Source organism: Pseudomonas sp. 34 E 7 (assembly GCF_900005715.1).
In the GTDB taxonomy this organism is placed as follows: Bacteria; Pseudomonadota; Gammaproteobacteria; order Pseudomonadales; family Pseudomonadaceae; genus Aquipseudomonas; species Aquipseudomonas orientalis_A.
On sequence record NZ_CVTX01000138.1, the window covers coordinates 1 to 18,726 of the forward strand.

Consider the following 18,726-nt stretch of genomic DNA (forward strand, 5'->3'; position numbering starts at 1 on the left):
TTTGGGGCTTTTCCAAAGTGACCCGCCGTCAGGGCGGAACCCTAAGCAGCCGTTACCGCAGAAACGGATATGTACTCGGTCCAATCCAACATCCTGGTCGGCCCTGAGGCCGTCATCGGGAGCAAGCCCCCTCCCACAGTTGGACCGGGATCGACTCAACATCCTGGTCGGCTCTGAGGCCATCATCGGGGGCAAGCCCCCTCCCACAGTTGGATTTGTGGGATATCAGTAAGATAGTCGTAGGCGGCCAGGCCCAACGGGGGAGCAAGCTCGGCGTCTCGCCAAAGCTGTGTAGAGACCTACGTCCCGATAGCCGAAACACACCGCATCGGACAAAACGCCAAACGGTTACCCCCGGCCTTTTTCGACAGATACATCGCCTGATCCGCCTTGCTGATCAGCCCATCAATCTGCGCCCCATGCTCCGGATAAAACGCCACGCCGATACTCGCGGCAATCTCCACCGTCTGCGTGCCAATCAAAATCGGCGCGTTGGCCGCCTGCAACATTCGCTGGAGCAAAGGCTCGCTGTCTTGCGCAGCCTGCAACCCCACCAGCCCGGCCACAAACTCATCGCCACCGAGCCGCGCCAAGGTATCGCCTTCACGCAACGTCGCGTTGATCCGCGCCGCGACAATCTGCAACACCCGATCGCCCCAATCATGGCCGTAACTGTCGTTAAGCGCCTTGAACCCATCTAGGTCAATGAACGCAATCGCCACCTTGTGCTGGTCACTCTTCGCCTTGCCCAACGCCTGGCGCATCCGCTCGGCCAACAGCAACCGATTGGGCAACTGGGTGAGCGCGTCATACCGGGCATCACGTTCCAGCAACTGCAGGCGCTGCTTCATCTGCGTCATGTCGCTGAACAGTGCCACATAGTGCTGGACGTTCCCGTGACGGTCATGCACCGCGCTGACGCTGATCCGCGAAGTCATCTGCCGTCCATCCCTGTGGCTGCTCTGGATCTCACCGGACCAATGCCCGTGGAAGTCCAGCGCGTTCTTCATCGGCGCATAAAACGTCGCCAACCGACGCACCATGGGATGGGTATTCAACGCTCGCCCCAGCACTTCGTCCCGCCCGTAGCCGGTGAGCCGGCTGAAGGCCTCGTTCACGGCGATGACCCGGCCGAACGGGTCGACCAGGATGATGCCGTCGCGGGCGTGGCTGAACACGGTGACGGCCAACTCCGGGCACAGGGTACTGAGGCGACGATCAAGGGCGGCCACGTCACGGGTGGCCGGAGAGGATCGGGAGTCGAAGCCTCGCATGGCCAGGTGAGTGACCAGGAAAGACAGCGACTTATGCAGTCGGGTCAGTGCCTGCGTGGCGAGCCTGGAGTTGAGGCAGTGACGACGGATGAGGGTGCGCAGGTTCATGGCGGGACGCGGTGCTCGTTGCTGCGGTGGAGTTGAGTGCAGGGATTATCAAGACGCAGGCCTGCCGGGGTCTTTGCTCGACCGGACGCAAGCTTTGCGGGAGGGGATGGATGGAAAAATTTTCTTGCGCTTAATGTGATCAACCCTGCGACCTAACGTCGCAGCAGACAGCCCTTGGAAAATCATGCGCAAGCCGTAGAATCCCGCGCTCGTTTGCAGGCGACCGCCTGTTTCGCCGTTCGATTTTCCAGAGGTCTTTATGTCTGCGCGTTTGCTGGCCATGGCGCTGGCGCCCTTGCTGGGGCTGTTCATTGTTGCGCTGGGCAACGGCTTTCTTTCATCCCTGACGACCCTTCGACTCGACGCAGCTGGCGCATCGGCCACGATGATCGGGATCGTGTCATCGGCCTACTTCATCGGCCTGACGCTGGGCGCCGTCTTCAATGACCGGCTGATTCTGCGCATCGGGCATATCCGCGCCTACGGCAGCTTTGCCTCGCTGATTGCGGTGACCATCCTGCTGCAGGGCTTGTTCTATGACACCTGGGGTTGGTTCGTGCTGCGCCTGGTCAACGGCTGGGCCACGGTCGGGGTGTTTCTGGTGATCGAAAGCTGGCTGCTGCTGGCCGGCGACGCCAAGATTCGCGGGCGCTTGCTCGCGCTGTACATGATCGTGCTGTATGGCGCGGGCGTGCTGGGCCAGGCGGCGCTGGGCAGAATCGCCGGCCTGAGCGAGAGCGCACCGTTCATGGTAGCCGGCATGCTCGCGTCGTTGTCGGTATTGCCGATTGTGATCCTGCCCCGGGTATCGCCCCTGCTGGATCAGGTTGAACCGCTCAAGCCACGGCAACTGCTGGGCGTGACGCCGACCGGGCTGGTCGGGTGTTTCGGCTCGGGGGTCAGCATCGCGGCGATCTACACCTTGCTGCCGCTGTACCTGCAACGCGCCGGCCTGAACGTTGGCGACGTCGGCAGCATGATGGCCTGGACGATCCTCGGCGCCATGCTGTTGCAATACCCGGTCGGACGCTGGTCCGACCACAAGGATCGCTTGCAGGTGCTGACCATTTTGGCAGTGGCTTGCACCCTGTTGTCCCTGCTGATCGTACTGCTGCCCTTGTCGTCGATGCTGCTTGCGCTGTTGCTGTTCCTGCTCGGCGGCGCGGTGTTCGCGCTGTACCCGGTCGCCGTCAGCCATGCCGCCGACCGCGCGCCTGCCGACGCGTTGGTGCCGATGATCCAGGGCCTGTTGCTGATCAACTCGCTGGGCTCGGCCATCAGTCCGATGATGATCTCGCCGGTGATGAATTCGTTCGGCGCCAACGGCCTGTTCTGGGTATTTGCGCTGGTGAACCTGTGCATGGTCACCTTCTTCCTGTGGCGACGCGGCAAACGCCCCGTCCCGGCCAACCCCGCGCCGTTTGCGGCAGCGGCAACGTTCTCGCCGACGGGCGCTGAACTGCGCGTCACCGAGGACTTGCGCCAGGCGGTGCAGGAGCACCCACCCATGGTCGATGCCTTGAGCGGTGAGCCGGCTCAGCCTCAGCCGTAAAAGCCAGCCGATTGTCCCGGCCTGCGTGGCCGGGACACTACCGGTGAGTTTAGATACGTCAGCAACAACAGTGTTTTGTCATCACGCACATTGATAGCTTCCTAACAAAACCTGCACACTAGGGGGCTGTCTTCGGCGCTTATATCATTCCGAATGATAGTCACCTTTGCTTCATTCGATTCGTGACATACCGCCTCCCCGCGCATGATCCGCCCATCTCAAATACATTGGCGGATGCACCTCATGGAACAGTCACTCAAACATTTGCGCTTGCCCCTGGCGATATTGGCCGTGGTGGTGATGAGCGCGTGCGGCAAGACCCCGGACCAAGCGGCCGCCATGCCTGCCGCCAAGGTCAGCGTGGCCAAGGTGCTGGAACAGCCGGTCAACGAGTGGGATGAATTCACCGGGCGCCTGGAAGCCCCGGAAACCGTACAGATTCGCCCGCGGGTTTCTGGCCAGATTGACCAAGTCGCTTTCACCGAAGGCGCTTTGGTCAAGAAAGGCGACCTGCTGTTCCAGATCGACCCGCGCCCGTTCCAGGCCGAAGTGCGCCGCCTTGAAGCTCAGCTCGCGCAGACCAAAGCCGCCGCCACCCGCAGTGAAAACGAAGCACAACGCGGCGAACGCCTGCGTCAGAGCAATGCGATCTCCGCCGAGCTGGCCGACTCGCGCGCCACCGCCGCCCAGGAAGCCCGCGCCGCCATGGCCGGGATCCAGGCGCAGTTGGACCTGGCCAAGTTGAACCTGAGCTTTACCCGCGTCACCTCGCCCATCAGCGGCCGCGTCAGCCGTGCCGAAATCACCGCCGGCAACCTGGTCACCGCCGACACCACCGCGCTGACCAGTGTGGTCTCCACCGACAAGGTCTACGCCTATTTCGATGCCGATGAGCGTGTGTTCCTCAAGTACACCGAGCTGGCCCGCCAAGGCCGTCGCGGCGCGACCACGCCGGTGTACCTGGGCCTGTCGAATGAAACCGGCAACCCGCACCTGGGCCAGATGAATTTCGTCGACAACCAGGTCAACCCGGCCACCGGCACCATCCGCGGACGTGCGGTGTTCGACAACAGCAAGGGCGAATACACCCCTGGCCTGTATGCACGCCTGAAGCTGGTGGGCAGCGGCACCTACTCCGCCGTGCTGATCAACGACGAAGCCGTGGGCACCGACCTGGGCAAGAAGTTCGTACTGGTGATGGAAGGCGACAAGCCGGCCTATCGCGCCGTGGAACTGGGCCCGAAGATCGAAGGCTTGCGCATCGTGCGCAGCGGCTTGAACAAGGACGACACCATTATCGTAAAGGGCCTGCAGCGCGTGCGTCCGGGCTCGCCGGTGGCGCCGGAAACCATTCCGATGGCCAGCCAGGAAACCCTCGCCGCCCTGGCCCAACAACGACAAGCGCTCGAAGCCAGCAACCTGGAGCAAGTGGCGCCGGAAAAAACCGCGCCCAAGCTTGCCAGCAGCGCGACTCCACGCGGTTAAGGGATACGACTCAAGATGAATTTTTCCAAGTTCTTCATATCGCGGCCGATCTTCGCAGCGGTGCTGTCGCTGTTGATCCTGATCGCCGGCGCCATCTCGCTGTTTCAGCTGCCGATCAGTGAATACCCGGAAGTGGTGCCGCCGACCGTGGTAGTACGCGCCAACTTCCCGGGTGCAAACCCCAAAGTCATCGGCGAAACCGTGGCGGCGCCGCTGGAGCAAGCCATTACCGGCGTCGAGAACATGCTGTACATGTCCTCGCAGTCGACCGCCGACGGCAAGCTGACCCTGACCATCACCTTCGCCCTGGGCACTGACCTGGACAACGCGCAGGTGCAGGTGCAAAACCGGGTGACGCGCACTCAGCCAAAACTGCCCGAGGAAGTGACACGCATCGGTATCACCGTGGACAAGGCCTCTCCCGACCTGACCATGGTGGTGCACTTGACCTCCCCGGATCAGCGTTACGACATGCTGTACCTGTCCAACTACGCGATCCTCAATATCAAGGATGAGCTGGCCCGCCTGGGCGGCGTCGGCGACGTGCAGTTGTTCGGCATGGGCGACTATTCCCTGCGCGTGTGGCTGGACCCGAACAAGACCGCTTCGCGCAACCTGACCGCGACCGATGTGGTCACGGCGATTCGCGAGCAGAACCGTCAAGTGGCCGCCGGTGCCCTGGGCGCGCAGCCTGCGCCGAGTGCCACCAGCTTCCAGTTGTCGGTCAATACCCAAGGCCGCCTGGTCACCGAGGAAGAGTTCGAGAACATTGTGATTCGCGCCGGCGCCAACGGTGAAATCACGCGGCTCAAGGACATCGCTCGGGTCGAGCTGGGCTCCAGCCAATACGCGCTGCGCTCGTTGATCGATAACCAGCCGGCCGTGGCGATTCCGATTTTCCAGCGACCCGGTTCCAACGCCATCGACATCTCCAACGATGTACGCGCGAAAATGGCCGAGCTGAAAAAGAGCTTTCCGGCGGGGATGGACTACCGCATCGCCTATGACCCGACGATCTTTGTGCGCGGCTCCATCGAAGCGGTGGTGCATACCCTGTTCGAAGCACTGATCCTGGTCGTGCTGGTGGTGATCCTGTTCCTGCAGACCTGGCGCGCCTCGATCATTCCGCTGGTGGCGGTCCCGGTCTCCCTGATCGGTACGTTTGCGGTGATGCACCTGTTCGGCTTCTCGCTCAACGCGCTGTCCCTGTTCGGCCTGGTACTGGCCATCGGGATCGTGGTGGACGATGCCATCGTGGTGGTGGAGAACGTCGAGCGTAATATCGAGCTGGGCCTGGAGCCGTTCCCGGCCACTGAAAAGGCCATGAGCGAAGTGACCGGCCCGATCATCGCCACGGCGCTGGTGCTGTGCGCGGTGTTCATCCCGGCCGCCTTTATCAGCGGCTTGACCGGACAGTTCTACAAACAGTTCGCCTTGACCATTGCCATCTCGACAGTGATCTCGGCGTTCAACTCGCTGACGCTGTCGCCTGCCCTGGCCGCCGTGTTGCTGCGGGCCCACGATGCGCCGAAGGATCGTTTCTCCAGGTTCCTCGACAAGATTTTCGGCGGCTGGTTGTTCCGTCCGTTCAACCGCTTCTTCGAAAAGGCCAGCCATGGCTACGTGGGGACCGTCCGCCGAGTGATTCGCGGCAGCGGCATTGCCCTGTTCGTGTACGCCGGCCTGATGGTGCTGACATTCTTCGGTTTTGCCCACACCCCGACCGGTTTCGTCCCGGCCCAGGACAAGCAATACCTGGTGGCCTTCGCCCAACTGCCCGACGCTGCAAGCCTTGATCGCACCGAAAGCGTGATGAAGCGCATGTCGGAGATCGCCCTGAAACAACCTGGCGTGGAAGCTGCGATTGCCTTCCCCGGCCTGTCGATCAACGGTTTCACCAACAGCCCCAACAGCGGCATCGTGTTCGTGACCTTGAAACCCTTCGACGAGCGTAAGGACGCGAGCATGTCCGCCGGTGCGATTGCCGGTGCACTGAACGGTCAATACGCCAATATCGAAGAAGCCTACATGGCGATCTTCCCGCCGCCGCCGGTACAAGGCCTGGGCACCATCGGCGGGTTCCGCCTGCAGATCGAAGACCGTGGCAACCTCGGCTATGACGAGCTGTACAAAGAAGTGCAGAACGTCATCGCCAAGAGCCACAACGTGCCCGAGCTGTTCGGCCTGTTCACCAGCTACACGGTGAACGTGCCGCAAGTCGACGCGGCCATCGACCGTGAAAAGGCCAAGACCCATGGCGTGGCGATCAGCGACATCTTCGACACGCTGCAGGTCTACCTGGGCTCGTTGTATGCCAACGACTTCAACCGCTTCGGACGCACCTATCAAGTCAACGTGCAGGCCGAGCAGCAGTTCCGCCAGGACGCCGACCAGATCGGCCAGTTGAAAGTGCGTAACAACAAGGGCGAGATGATCCCGCTGGCGACCTTTATCAAAGTCAGCGACACCTCGGGCCCCAACCGCGTGATGCACTACAACGGCTTTATCACCGCTGAAATCAACGGCAACGCCGCACCGGGCTACAGCTCCGGCCAGGCCCAGATAGCCATTGAAAAGCTGTTGAAAGATGAACTGCCCAACGGCATGACCTATGAGTGGACCGACCTGACCTATCAGCAAATCCTCTCGGGCAATACCGCGCTGTTCGTGTTCCCGCTCTGCGTACTGCTGGCGTTCCTGGTACTGGCCGCCCAATACGAAAGCTGGAGCCTGCCGCTGGCGGTGATCCTGATCGTACCGATGACGCTGCTGTCGGCCATCACCGGGGTGATTCTCTCGGGCAGCGACAACAACATCTTCACCCAGATCGGCCTGATCGTACTGGTGGGCCTGGCCTGCAAGAACGCGATCCTGATCGTCGAGTTTGCCAAGGATAAACAGCAGGAAGGCCTCGACCCGCTGGCTGCGGTACTGGAAGCCTGCCGCCTGCGTCTGCGGCCGATCCTGATGACTTCCTTCGCCTTCATCATGGGGGTGGTGCCGCTGGTGCTGTCCAGCGGTGCTGGTGCCGAGATGCGCCATGCCATGGGTGTGGCGGTGTTCTCCGGGATGATCGGGGTGACCTTCTTCGGTCTGTTGCTGACGCCCGTGTTCTACGTACTGATCCGGCGTTATGTGGAGCGCCAGGAAGCGCGCAAAGCGGCCAAGGCCTTGAAGCTGGAGACACAGCAATGAGTGTGAAAATATTCCTGCCGAGCCTGCTGGTACTGGCGCTCGCCGCCTGTGCCGTAGGCCCGGACTACAAGACCCAACAACTGGAGGCGGCCAATATCACGGCCGCCGCCGACAGCAAAAGCTACGACCACGCCAAATACGAAGGCATCTGGTGGCAGCAGTTCGAAGACCCGACGCTTAACCAACTGGTGACCCAGTCGTTGAGCGGCAACCGTGATTTACGCGTAGCGTTTGCCCGCCTGCGGGCGGCACGTGCGATTCGCGATGACGCGGCCAACGACATCATGCCGGTGGTCACCTCCCGCGCCAGCAGTGAAGTGGGCAAAGGCCAGATTCCGGGCCAGACCACCAAACGTGTCAACAGCGAGCGCTATGACCTGGGCCTGGACATGGCCTGGGAAGTCGACCTGTTCGGGCGCATCCGCCGCAACCTGGAAGCCAGCGACGCCGACCAACAAGTGGCCGAAGCCGACCTGTACCAACTGCAAGTCAGCATGATTGCCGAACTGGTGGACGCCTACGGCCAACTGCGCGGTGCGCAACTGCGAGAACGCATCGCCCTGGACAACCTGAAGAACCAGCAGGACTCGCGCTCCATCACCGTGAGCCTGCGCGATGCCGGTGTGGGTGATCAGCTTGACGTGGAACGTGCCGATGCGCGCCTGGCAGCGGTGGAAGCCAGCGTGCCGCAACTGCAGGCCGAGCAAGTGCGCGAGCGTAACCGCATCGCCACCCTCCTCGGCCAGCGCCCGGACAAACTGAGCGTGGACCTGAGCCCCAAAGACCTGCCGGCGATTGCCAAGGCATTACCGATCGGCGATCCGGGGCAACTGCTGCAACGACGCCCGGACATCCTCAGCGCCGAACGCAAACTGGCCGCCGCCACCGCGCGGATCGGCGTAGCCAAGGCCGACCTGTTTCCACGGGTCAGCCTCAGCGGCTTCCTCGGCTTCACCGCCGGGCGCGGCTCGCAGATCGGTTCGGCCGCCGCGAATGCCTGGTCCCTGGGCCCGAGCATCACCTGGGCCGCATTCGACCTGGGCAGCGTGCGCGCCCGCTTGCGCGGTGCGAATGCCGAAGCCGAAGGCGCCCTGGCAACCTATGAGCAGCAAGTGCTGCTGGCCCTGGAAGAATCCGAAAACGCTTTCAGCGACTACGGCAAGCGCCAGCAACGCCTGGTCTCGCTGATCCGCCAAAGCGAATCCAGCCGCGCCGCCGCCGACCTCGCCGCGATCCGCTACCGCGAAGGCACCGTGGACTTCTTGGTGTTGCTCGACGCCCAACGCGAACGCCTGGCCGCCGAAGACGCCCAGGCCCAGGCCGAAGTGGACCTGTATCGCGGCATAGTGGCGATCTACAAGGCGTTGGGTGGCGGCTGGCAGCCGGACACGGTGGTCGCCGGCAACAAGTGATGTAAAGAGCTCCTTTGGTTGGTCGCATCCAGCCAATTTTTAGCCCTGCGATCCATTCGGTCGCGGGGCTTTTTTTTGCCCGGTTATCAGTGAGTCAAACGGTTTCCGCCTGTTGGTAATCCTTATCCGTCAGACACTTCCCAAATTTCCAAATGACTTAAATATCATTCAAAAGAGGTCGATAACGGGACGTACCCTTCATCCTATAAGGAGACGAACATGGACATGAGAGTGACAATACCTAATGTACTTTCCAAACAGACGGATGCGGTCGTCATCAAGAACCCGGAAAAGGTCACGAATGCGTTCACCATTACGGAGGAGTCAAACGCCGTTGACGAACTGCGAATGTGGCAGCAAGACGAACTGGCGGATTTGAAAGCGTTTTTGAAGAAGTATGATATGACGTCTATCAGCACCGATGAGCTTAAGCAGGTGGGGCGGCGGTTGTTCGATAGCAAGATAATCGATGAAAACGCTTTTGGTATGTTCACATTGGGAGACGGTGCATTTGACGTCGACGGGCGTCAAACAAATACCCATGTAAAGTTCAATGCGATCGCCTTGTTTGATGAGAAGCTGGATGACTACCTGAATTTTGTTAAGAGCAACCCTGATGTTGGTCGCTCGCAGGGCATCCCTGAGTATATACAAGGCATGGTGGACGCTAACCGCGCACTTAATGCGCTGGCGTATTTCGTGAACTCTTCAAAGGGTGATCTCTCGGTCGAGGAGCGTGCCTGAATTGGAGTCAGCAGACACCCGCCGTAGTGTGCCAGAGATCCTGGCACACTACGATTTGCCAGGGATCAGCGGCCGTATCTGACAGTGCCAGCGTAGGACTTTGGCACCTCATCAGGATTATGAAGCCTAACTCGATAAGTACCAAGGGCTCCCAGCCAAGATGCACTTGCTGATAAGGGATTACCCGCTACTACTTTCCATGAATTCCCTATTTGTTGATCAATGTAGATTTGAGGCACCCTTCCGGCACCGCCGGCAGAGACCATCGCATCTATATTTGCATTGGAACAGCCATTAGCTCCCGTTATCTGGAAGGGTCCATTAGCGACTCCATGCTCTCCAGGCTCTATTGTTCCGCTAAAACTCTCCGAGATATTCAAGCACAGTGCCGACGCCTGAACCGAGGCCAGCATCAACGCGGCAAAGGGTAACGCAACGAAACGATTCATAAGTTCACCATCAAGTTATTGATTGGAGACGTAACATATGAAGGTCATCACACCACGCTTTAATGGGTATCCAGCAAAACCCTCACAGTTAACAACGCGACCCGTACGGCCTGAATCGTCCGACTTCATCCATCTACCGAGTAGGATCACGGTTAAAACTGTGCACGATTTTTTATTCCGGATATGCCAGCCGCTTCCTAAAAACAATAAGGAAGGCTCTGTCATACCCAAGTGAAAGAAACTGTAAGTTGCTTCCTAGTCCCGCACCGGCGCTACATTCCAGGCGTTATCTCATTCAGAATCAAACTCCGATAATGCCCCGGATTCGAGCCCGACCATTTACGGAATGCCTTATAGAAAGAACTGGCATCGGCAAACCCAAGTCGCTCGGCAATCTCGGCAAAGCTGATCTGCGGCTCCGCCAGCCATACAACTGCCAGCTCCTTGCGCACGCTGTCCTTGAGGCCCTGATAAGTCTGCCCTTCTTCCGCCAGGCGGCGGCGCAAGGTGGAGGCGGAGATGCACAAGGTGGCTGCCAGGCCCTCCGTTTCCGGCCAGGTATCGGGAGGCATCTGCCGAAGGTCATGCTTGATGCGCGTGGCGAGGCTTTCGGGATCGCGGTATTTGACCAGGATGTTAGCCGGTGCATGGGCGAGAAAACGTTGGAGCTCCTGCGGGCTGCGCTTGATCGGCAGGTCCAGGCAGTCGGCGGAAAAGATCATGCGGGTGCGTGGGCGATCAAAACGCAGGTTGTCGGAAAACATCACCTGGTAATCATCACAAAAATCCGGACGGCCGCAGCGCAGTTCGATGGCCAGGATCGGAATGCGCCGCCCGGCCAGCCAGCAGGCAACGCCGTGCACGATCATCCAATAGGTGAAATAGGTGAACGCGCGCTTGGGCTCAGGCTCGGGTTCAAGCAGAACGATCTCCGCCAGGCTCTGTTGACGCACCAACTGGGCAGGCATGCGCTCGAGCATCAGCGACAGAAAACCCAACCCGGTTTCCAGGCCGGCCATCAGGCTCGGTTGTGCCATGGCGGCGCGACACAGAAACGCCAGGCTGCCGCTTTTGAGCTTGCGCGGGTCCATGCCAAAAAACTCGTCATCCCTGCGCCGTGCCAGCAAACGCCACAGGCGTGCATAGGCCGTGGCCGGGACACGGGCATCGGGCTGCTCAAGCAACGCAGGATCAATCCCGACTTTGCTCAATGCCTCGACAGTGGCCGCACCAGGCGCACAGCTTTGCAGCAAGGCTTCGCGCACAAGGTGGATGGAGATGGTGTCTTTTTCCGACATGGGATGTTGAGTTATCCGACTGCAAATCAGGTGGCCTGCATCATAAGGGCGGTTGCGCTTCGCCACCACCGTTCAGCCGAGGTTCAGCAAAGGTCAATATTTCTTGTTTAGCAATGAGTATCATTATGTTACAACTTAGCTTCCTATCTAGTTACGCCGTGGTACCCGATGCTCGTTCCTTTTTTAATCATGCTGCGCGAAGGCATTGAGGCGGCGTTGATCGTTGGCATCATCGCCAGTTACCTGCAACAGACCGGGCGCGGCCAGTGGATGCCCGCCGTGTGGATCGGTGTATTTCTCGCCGCTGCCCTGTCGTTGCTGGTGGGCGGTGGGCTGGAACTGGTCAGCGCCGAATTCCCGCAGAAACAGCAGGAATTGTTCGAAGGCATCGTCGGACTGGTCGCGGTGGGCATCCTCAGTTCCATGGTGTTCTGGATGCGCAAGGTGGCGCGCTCCATCAAGCATTCGCTGCATGAGTCCCTTGACCATGCCTTGGCCGGCTCCCGGCATCAAGTGTTTGCACTGATCGCCATGGTGTTTTTCGCGGTGGCCCGCGAAGGCCTGGAAACGGTGTTCTTTCTGCTCGCCGTGTTCCAGCAGAGCGAAGGCCCCGGCGCGCCGATGGGCGCCCTGCTCGGCCTGATCCTCGCGATTGTCGTAGGCTTTTTGATCTATTCCGGCAGCATGCGCCTGAACCTCGGCGCGTTTTTCCGCTGGACCGGGCTGTTCATTCTCGTGGTGGCGGCCGGCATCCTCGCCAACTCGGTGCAGGCCCTGCATGAAGCGGGCGTGTGGAATCACCTGCAAACCGTGCTGTTCGATTTCAGCGCCGCGCTGCCAATGGACAGCCCGCTCGGCTCAGTGCTCGCCGGTATGTTCGGCTATCAGGAAGCACCGACCGTCAGCACGCTCGGCGCTTATCTGATCTACCTGGTGGTGGCGCTGGTGATGTTCTTCCTGCCCGCGCCGTCCGCCAAGCCTGTCACGCCCACTTCTTCCGTCTCCAGCCAGTAAGGACCGTCCCTTGTCCAGCCCAACTCCTCAACCGGCCCCGCCGTCCCGCGCGCTGCGCTGGGCCCTGGCCGGCTCGGTGGTCGTGATGATCGCCGCCGGCGGCCTGTTCTATTACGCCTCGCAGCTGGCCGCCGGCAAGCGCCAGGCCAACCACAATGAAATCGCGGTGACCATCCACGGCCACGCCTGCGAGCCCAACGCTCTGACGGTGCCGGCCGGGCGCGCGAGCTTTCGCATCATCAACCGCTCCGATCGCGCAGTGGAATGGGAAATCCTCGACGGCGTGCTGGTCGTCGAAGAGCGGGAGAATATTGCCCCAGGCTTGAGCCAGGTGATCAACGCCAACCTGCTGCCCGGCGACTACGCCATTACCTGCGGCCTGCTGAGTAACCCGCGCGGCACCTTGCATGTGACGCCCACGGCTGAATCCGACGCCCAGGCCAAGGCCAAGCCGTCGATGGTGGCGTTTATCGGGCCGCTGTCGGAGTTCCGCGTGTACCTGAGCGGCCAAGGCAGTGCACTGGTCAAGGCTGTGACGGCGTTGCAGCAGGCGATTGCTGCGGGCGACCTCGCCCAGGCCCAGGCCTTGTACGTACCGGCCCGCGAGGCCTACCAACGCCTGGCGCCGGCCTCGCAACGTTTGGCCGAGTTGGACAACGCAATCAACGCCCGCGCCGACTACTTCGAAAAACGCGAGCAGGACCCGGCCTTCAGCGGCTTCCACCGCCTGGAATACAGCCTGTTCCAGCAGCGCAGCCTTGATGGCCTGGCGCCCGTTGCGCAGCGTTTGGTCGACGACGTCACCACGCTCAAGCAACAGTTGCTCGCGCAATCGCTGCCGCCGGAGCAACTGGTGGGCATTGTGGTGCGCAACCTCAACAGCCTCGCCGATGTCCGTGCCGCCAGCGGTGAAGAAGAACGCTACAGCCATATCGACCTCAACGGTTTCGCGGCCAACCTGCAGGTGGCGCACAAAGTGGTCGACCTGATGCGCCCACTGTTGACCCAGTCGGCGGCCGACCTGCTGCCGACCATCGACAGCGCACTGGCGCAATTGGATGCCGAACTGGCCGGTTTCAAAGTCGGCAGCCGCTACAGCACGTACGACAGCGTCACGGCCGATCAGCGCAAGCAGATCGCCGACAAGGCCAAGGCACTGGCCGCCGCACTCGATGGAATCGACCCCGCCCTCGGCCTTTCCGGCCTGCAGTGAGACGAACGCACACATGAGTGATCCCCAACAATTCAACCTTCAGCGTCGCCGTGTCCTGCTCGGCATGGCGGCCACCGGCGCAGCCATTGCCGGCAGCACCCTGACCTGCCCGGCCATGGCTGCGGCCGCCGAACAAGTTACTACCGCGCCGCGCAGCGACAAGACCCAGGACCACCACGCGTTCTTCGGCCGGCACCAGAGCGGGATCGTCACCCCGCGCCCGGCCTGCGGCATGGTGGTGGCCTTCGACGTGCTGGCCGGCGACCGCGAAGACCTGGAGCGTCTATTTCGCACCTTGAACGAGCGCATCGCGTTCCTGATGAGCGGCGGCACCGTGCCGCAGGTCGACCCGAAACTGCCGCCCACCGACTCCGGCATCCTCGGCCCGGTGGTCACCCCGGATAACCTGACCATCACGGTGTCCGTCGGCGAGTCGTTGTTCGATGAGCGCTTCGGCCTCGCTGCAGCCAAACCCAAGCGCCTGATTCGCATGGTCGGCTTTCCCAACGATGCGCTGGAGCCGGCACAGTGTCACGGCGACCTCAGCCTGCAGTTCAGCTCCAATACACCGGACACCAATATCCACGCCCTGCGCGACATCGTGAAGAACCTGCCGGACCTGTTGCTGGTGCGCTGGAAACAGGAAGGCAGCGTACCGCCCCAGGCGCCGGCCAAACCCGGCGAGCCTGCGCAAAGTGCGCGCAACTTCCTGGGCTTTCGTGACGGCTCGGCCAACCCCGACTCAAACGACGCCAAGGCCATGGACCGCATCGTCTGGGTCCAGCCCGGCAGCGACGAACCGGCCTGGGCCGCCCATGGCAGCTACCAGGCGGTGCGCATCATCCGCAACTTCGTCGAGCGCTGGGACCGTACCCCTCTGCAGGAACAGGAAAGCATCATTGGCCGCGTCAAACCCACCGGCGCGCCGATGGGAGGCGACAAAGAGTCCCAGGTGCCCGATTACAGCAAGGACCCGGAAGGCAAGTTGACCAAGCTCGATGCGCACATCCGCCTGGCCAACCCGCGCACGCCCCAGACCCAGGCCAACCTGATCCTGCGCCGGCCGTTCAACTACTCCAACGGTGTGAATAAAAACGGTCAGCTGGACATGGGGCTGTTGTTCATCTGCTACCAGGCTGACCTGGAGCAAGGCTTTATCAGCGTGCAAACCCGACTCAACGGCGAGCCCCTGGAGGAATACCTCAAGCCGGTCGGCGGCGGCTATTTCTTTACCTTGCCGGGCGTCACGGGCGCTGAGGACTTCATCGGGCGCTCGCTGCTCGCGGCAATGCCCCTTCAAACTGCTGCCAACACCTAAAACAAACTCAGAGCGGATACCGTCCCATGAAAAAGTCGACCCTCGCGTTGTCGTTGCTGATCACCCTTTCGCCACTGGCCGCGTTCGCTGCCACGGCACCACTGGACCTGGTAGGGCCGGTGTCCGACTACAAGATCTACGTCACCGAAGAGATCGGTGAACTGGTCACCCAGACCCAGGCCTTCACCGCCGCCGTGAAAAAAGGCGACCTGGCCACCGCGAAAAAACTCTACGCGCCGACGCGGGTGCACTATGAGTCCATCGAACCGATTGCCGAGCTGTTCAGCGACCTCGACGCCTCCATCGACTCACGGGTCGACGACCACGAAAAAGGCGTGAAGGCTGAAGACTTCACCGGCTTTCACCGCATCGAATACAGCCTGTTTTCCGAGAACACCACCCAGGGCCTCGACGCCCTCACCGACAAGCTCAACAGCGACGTGCTGGACCTCAAGACCCGCGTGGACGGCCTGACTTTCCCTCCGGAAAAAGTCGTCGGCGGTGCCGCAGCGCTGCTTGAAGAAGTGGCCGCCACCAAGATTTCCGGCGAAGAAGACCGCTACAGCCACACCGACCTGTATGACTTCCAGGGCAATATCGACGGTGCGAAGAAAATCGTTGACCTGTTCCGTGGCCAGATCGAAAAGCAAGACAAGGCATTCCTGGCCAAGGTCGACAAGAACTTTGCCACCGTGGACAAGATCCTCGCCAAGTACAAGACCCCGGATGGCGGGTTTCAGACCTACGATAAGGTCAAGGATAACGACCGCAAGGCCCTGGTGGGCCCGGTCAACACCCTGGCCGAAGACCTGTCGATGCTGCGCGGCAAGTTGGGCCTGAACTAATCGGGCCTGAGCCAGGCCGCCCGCGCAAAAAAACACCCAGGCCCCGTGGGGAGCCTGGGTGTTTTTTTATGGGCCGGGTGAGTTTACAGAATCCGGTACAGCAACCGCTCGATACGCACCCTGCTCACCCGCCGCAGGAACTTGCCCACCGCCGCCGGATAATCCACCAGCGTCTGCAATTGCTGGTAACCGGCAATGCGCGTGGCGTGCTGGAAAATATGCGCCAGCTCCTGCGCTCGCGGCGCCAACCATTCGCCCTTGGGATCGTCGATCAGCAAGGCGTTTTCCAGGTCGAGTCGGAAAGCCCTGGGGTTGAGGTTGTTGCCGGTCAGCAAGGTGTAACGCTCGTCGACCCACATGCCCTTGAGGTGGTAGCTGTGGTCACCGTCACGCCACAGGTGCAGGTTCAACTGGCCGCTGTCGATCATCGGCTGGTGGCGCTTGGCAAAGCGACGCAGGCTGATCTCATACAGATAAGGCAAGGCTGCGATCACCTTGAAAGGTTCGCTGGGCGGAATGTAGAAGTCGTTGGCGGTCTTGTCGCCGACGATGATGTCGATCTTCACGCCGCGCGCCAGTGCCCGGTTGATCTCCCGAGTCACCGGCAGCGGCAGGTTGAAATACGGCGTGCAGATCGTCAGTTGCTGCTGGGCGCTGGCGATCAGTTCCAGGATCACCCGGCTGAGCGGGTTGTTCTTGCCCACACCGAGCAGCGGGCTGACCTGCAAGTGCCCGTTGGGCAACTGCCCGGCACTGGTGTCGTACGTCGCATGCTTGAGGCGGCTGCGCAGGTCACCGATGTCGTTGCGCAGGCTGCGGGTGGTGGGCGGGTTGGGCAGGTCGAGGCGATGCACCGCCTTGGACGCCACCAGGCCATGCTCCACCAGGTGCTGCATGGAATCGGCCAGCGGCTGGCTGTGGATCAGGTGATAACGGTCGAAGCGGTACTTGTCGAACTTGTGCAGGTACACATTGTTCAGGCTGGCGCCGCTGTACAACACCGTGTCGTCGATCACAAAGCCCTTGAGGTGCAATACGCCGAACAATTCGCGGGTTTGCACCGGCACGCCGTACACCGGCACTTCAGTGGTATGGCTCTGGGTCATGGCCTGGTACCAGGCGCTGTTGCCCGGCTGCTTGCCGGCGCCAATCAGCCCACGCTGGGCGCGCAGCCAGTCGACCATCACCACGATGTCCAGCTCCGGCCGTGCGGCCTTGGCGGCGTGCAGTGCGTCGTAGATCTCCTGCCCCGCTTCATCCTGCTGCAAGTACAACGCAACGATGTAGATGCGCCGGGTGGCCTGCGGGATTTTCTCCAGCAGACAACGCCGATAGGCATCGGCGCCGGACAGCACCTCGATGGCCTCGGTGGACACTGGGAAACCGCGCAGTTTGGGCAACAGGGAGCGTTTGAAGAACGACGGCATAAGGCTCGCAAAGGGTCGAATCCGAAGAGGCCCAAAGCTTACACCATGAGGATGCTCAGGTCTCGTCAGCGCTAACCGAAAAAGCTCCTTGACCAAGAAGAACGATCGTTCTACTGTTTAAGTCATGAACGACATGACCTCTAATGAAACACGCGACATCATTCTCGACGTTACCGAGAAGCTGATTTATCGCCATGGCATCGCGGCCACCGGCATGGACTTGCTGGTGAAAACGGCCGGCGTCTCGAGAAAAAGCATCTACCGCTATTTCGCCAACAAGGATGAACTGGTGATTGCCGCCTTGCAGCGCCGCGACGAACGCTGGATGCACTGGCTGCGCACGCACGTGGAGCGCAGCAACGACAGTGGCGAGCGCCTGCTGGCGCTGTTCAGCGCATTGAAAAGCTGGTTCGGCTCGGCGGATTTCCGTGGCTGCGCCTTTATCAATACCAGTGGCGAAACCGGCAACGCGCAAGACCCGGTACGCCTGTTGGCCAAGGCCCACAAACGCAAACTGTTCGAGTACGCATTCGAGTTATGTCACGCACATGGCACCCCCGACCCGGAGCGGCAGGCCGCACAACTGCTGATCCTGATTGATGGCGCCATTACCGTTGCCCTGGTGATGGGTGATTCAACGGCTGCCGATAATGCGCAGGATATGGCACGAACATTATTGGCACTTTGAACCGCACGCCTGGCAACTTTCGATCCACTGTATTGTTTTCAGGAGTTGCTCTATGTCCACTGACGCAGAAGTACGCCCGCCACTGCCGCCCTTTACCCGCGAATCGGCCATCGAAAAAGTGCGCCTGGCCGAAGACGGCTGGAACTCCCGCGACCCGCATCGGGTTTCACTGGCGTATACGCTGGACACCCAATGGCGCAACCGCGCCGAGTTTGTCCACAACCGCGAACAAGCCGAGGGTTTTCTCACGCGCAAATGGGCCAGGGAACTGGACTATCGATTGATCAAGGAGTTATGGGCGTTTACCGACAATCGCATTGCCGTGCGCTATGCCTACGAATGGCACGATGACTCCGGCAACTGGTTTCGTTCATACGGTAACGAGAATTGGGAATTCGATGAGAACGGCCTGATGGCCAACCGCTTTGCGTGCATCAACGACCTGCCGATCAAGGCAAGCGAACGCAAGTTCCACTGGCCGTTGGGGCGGCGTCCGGATGATCATCCGGGGTTGTCGGAATTGGGCCTGTAACCTGTGGGAGGGGGCTTGCCGCCGATGAGCATAGGCATCTACACAACTCTCTAGCGCCCAACCGTAACCACGATGCGCAGCGAGTCGCTCTTGATCTTGATCTGCTTTTGATCTCAGGCGCCCCGTTAAACCACGCTGGCCGAACGCAGGCTTGAATCCGTGGGCAACCCGG

15 protein-coding genes are annotated in these 18,726 nt (G+C 61.0%); 11 read left to right on the forward strand and 4 right to left on the reverse strand.

Annotated features, from left to right (window positions below; genetic code table 11):
- Positions 1-299: 299 nt before the first annotated feature.
- On the reverse strand, positions 300-1,382 hold the full coding sequence (locus BFP96_RS12990; protein ID WP_065893311.1) for a sensor domain-containing diguanylate cyclase: 1,083 nt from the start codon (positions 1,380-1,382) through the stop codon (positions 300-302).
- A gap of 259 nt (positions 1,383-1,641) precedes the next feature.
- On the opposite strand from BFP96_RS12990, the gene BFP96_RS12995 reads away from it, so the two are divergent.
- From BFP96_RS12995 to BFP96_RS13015, 5 genes are all read left to right on the forward strand, one after another.
- Complete coding sequence (locus tag BFP96_RS12995; protein WP_065896903.1) at positions 1,642-2,934, forward strand: MFS transporter; 1,293 nt, start codon at positions 1,642-1,644, stop codon at positions 2,932-2,934.
- A 243-nt stretch (positions 2,935-3,177) separates the two neighbouring features.
- Positions 3,178-4,419, forward strand: coding sequence for a multidrug efflux RND transporter periplasmic adaptor subunit MexE (gene mexE, locus BFP96_RS13000; protein WP_065893339.1), 1,242 nt, complete (start codon positions 3,178-3,180; stop codon positions 4,417-4,419).
- A 15-nt stretch (positions 4,420-4,434) separates the two neighbouring features.
- Complete coding sequence (locus BFP96_RS13005) at positions 4,435-7,614, forward strand: efflux RND transporter permease subunit (protein WP_065936351.1); 3,180 nt, start codon at positions 4,435-4,437, stop codon at positions 7,612-7,614.
- Positions 7,611-9,026: an efflux transporter outer membrane subunit gene (locus BFP96_RS13010; protein WP_065896904.1), complete on the forward strand. Its 1,416-nt coding sequence runs from the start codon at positions 7,611-7,613 to the stop codon at positions 9,024-9,026. Before BFP96_RS13005 ends, BFP96_RS13010 begins: the two co-directional genes overlap by 4 nt.
- A 219-nt stretch (positions 9,027-9,245) precedes the next feature.
- Positions 9,246-9,770 carry a hypothetical protein gene (locus tag BFP96_RS13015; RefSeq protein ID WP_065936352.1) on the forward strand — a complete coding sequence of 175 codons (525 nt, stop codon included), beginning with the start codon at positions 9,246-9,248 and terminating at the stop codon, positions 9,768-9,770.
- Positions 9,771-9,835: 65 nt separating this feature from the next.
- On the opposite strand, the gene BFP96_RS30320 is transcribed toward BFP96_RS13015, so the two are convergent.
- A complete protein-coding gene (locus BFP96_RS30320) occupies positions 9,836-10,219 on the reverse strand; it encodes a hypothetical protein (RefSeq protein ID WP_139113396.1) in 384 nt (127 codons plus the stop codon).
- 272 nt (positions 10,220-10,491) lie between these two features.
- Positions 10,492-11,517, reverse strand: a complete 1,026-nt coding sequence (locus BFP96_RS13020) for an AraC family transcriptional regulator (RefSeq protein ID WP_065893316.1) — start codon at positions 11,515-11,517, stop codon at positions 10,492-10,494.
- Between the two features lie 168 nt (positions 11,518-11,685).
- Between BFP96_RS13020 and efeU the strand changes: the two genes are divergently transcribed.
- Genes efeU through efeO (BFP96_RS13040) form a run of 4 tightly spaced genes read left to right on the forward strand, consistent with a single transcriptional unit; the run spans position 11,686 to position 15,907 of the window.
- Positions 11,686-12,531: an iron uptake transporter permease EfeU gene (efeU, locus tag BFP96_RS13025; RefSeq protein ID WP_065884619.1), complete on the forward strand. Its 846-nt coding sequence runs from the start codon at positions 11,686-11,688 to the stop codon at positions 12,529-12,531.
- A 10-nt stretch (positions 12,532-12,541) separates the two neighbouring features.
- Positions 12,542-13,744 (forward strand): iron uptake system protein EfeO, encoded by a 1,203-nt coding sequence (efeO, locus tag BFP96_RS13030; RefSeq protein WP_065896906.1) that lies wholly within the window; start codon positions 12,542-12,544, stop codon positions 13,742-13,744.
- A gap of 13 nt (positions 13,745-13,757) precedes the next feature.
- Positions 13,758-15,062, forward strand: coding sequence for an iron uptake transporter deferrochelatase/peroxidase subunit (gene efeB, locus BFP96_RS13035; RefSeq protein ID WP_065936353.1), 1,305 nt, complete (start codon positions 13,758-13,760; stop codon positions 15,060-15,062).
- A 26-nt stretch (positions 15,063-15,088) separates the two neighbouring features.
- A complete protein-coding gene (efeO, locus tag BFP96_RS13040; protein WP_065884616.1) occupies positions 15,089-15,907 on the forward strand; it encodes an iron uptake system protein EfeO in 819 nt (272 codons plus the stop codon).
- Positions 15,908-15,990: 83 nt separating this feature from the next.
- Here efeO (BFP96_RS13040) and pssA read toward each other — a convergent pair whose 3' ends face one another.
- A complete protein-coding gene (gene pssA / locus BFP96_RS13045) occupies positions 15,991-17,334 on the reverse strand; it encodes a CDP-diacylglycerol--serine O-phosphatidyltransferase (RefSeq protein WP_065893319.1) in 1,344 nt (447 codons plus the stop codon).
- Positions 17,335-17,458: 124 nt separating this feature from the next.
- Here pssA and BFP96_RS13050 point away from each other — a divergent pair, with 124 nt between their 5' ends.
- Together BFP96_RS13050 and BFP96_RS13055 are read left to right on the forward strand one after the other, a co-directional pair.
- The gene (locus BFP96_RS13050; RefSeq protein WP_065936354.1) at positions 17,459-18,022 is read left to right on the forward strand and encodes a TetR/AcrR family transcriptional regulator; all 564 of its coding nucleotides are present in this window, start codon (positions 17,459-17,461) and stop codon (positions 18,020-18,022) included.
- 52 nt (positions 18,023-18,074) lie between these two features.
- Positions 18,075-18,554, forward strand: a complete 480-nt coding sequence (locus BFP96_RS13055; RefSeq protein WP_065896910.1) for a nuclear transport factor 2 family protein — start codon at positions 18,075-18,077, stop codon at positions 18,552-18,554.
- Positions 18,555-18,726: the final 172 nt, after the last annotated feature.

Coding starts and splice junctions, on each gene's coding strand:
- BFP96_RS12995 (WP_065896903.1), top strand. CDS start 1,642: ATGTCTGCGCGTTTGCTGGCCATGGCGCTGGCGCCCTTGCTGGGGCTG.
- efeU (WP_065884619.1), top strand. CDS start 11,686: ATGCTCGTTCCTTTTTTAATCATGCTGCGCGAAGGCATTGAGGCGGCG.
- BFP96_RS30320 (WP_139113396.1), bottom strand. CDS start 10,219: ATGAATCGTTTCGTTGCGTTACCCTTTGCCGCGTTGATGCTGGCCTCG.
- efeO (WP_065884616.1), top strand. CDS start 15,089: ATGAAAAAGTCGACCCTCGCGTTGTCGTTGCTGATCACCCTTTCGCCA.
- BFP96_RS13020 (WP_065893316.1), bottom strand. CDS start 11,517: ATGTCGGAAAAAGACACCATCTCCATCCACCTTGTGCGCGAAGCCTTG.
- BFP96_RS12990 (WP_065893311.1), bottom strand. CDS start 1,382: ATGAACCTGCGCACCCTCATCCGTCGTCACTGCCTCAACTCCAGGCTC.
- mexE (WP_065893339.1), top strand. CDS start 3,178: ATGGAACAGTCACTCAAACATTTGCGCTTGCCCCTGGCGATATTGGCC.
- BFP96_RS13055 (WP_065896910.1), top strand. CDS start 18,075: ATGTCCACTGACGCAGAAGTACGCCCGCCACTGCCGCCCTTTACCCGC.
- BFP96_RS13015 (WP_065936352.1), top strand. CDS start 9,246: ATGGACATGAGAGTGACAATACCTAATGTACTTTCCAAACAGACGGAT.
- pssA (WP_065893319.1), bottom strand. CDS start 17,334: ATGCCGTCGTTCTTCAAACGCTCCCTGTTGCCCAAACTGCGCGGTTTC.
- BFP96_RS13010 (WP_065896904.1), top strand. CDS start 7,611: ATGAGTGTGAAAATATTCCTGCCGAGCCTGCTGGTACTGGCGCTCGCC.
- BFP96_RS13050 (WP_065936354.1), top strand. CDS start 17,459: ATGAACGACATGACCTCTAATGAAACACGCGACATCATTCTCGACGTT.
- efeB (WP_065936353.1), top strand. CDS start 13,758: ATGAGTGATCCCCAACAATTCAACCTTCAGCGTCGCCGTGTCCTGCTC.
- BFP96_RS13005 (WP_065936351.1), top strand. CDS start 4,435: ATGAATTTTTCCAAGTTCTTCATATCGCGGCCGATCTTCGCAGCGGTG.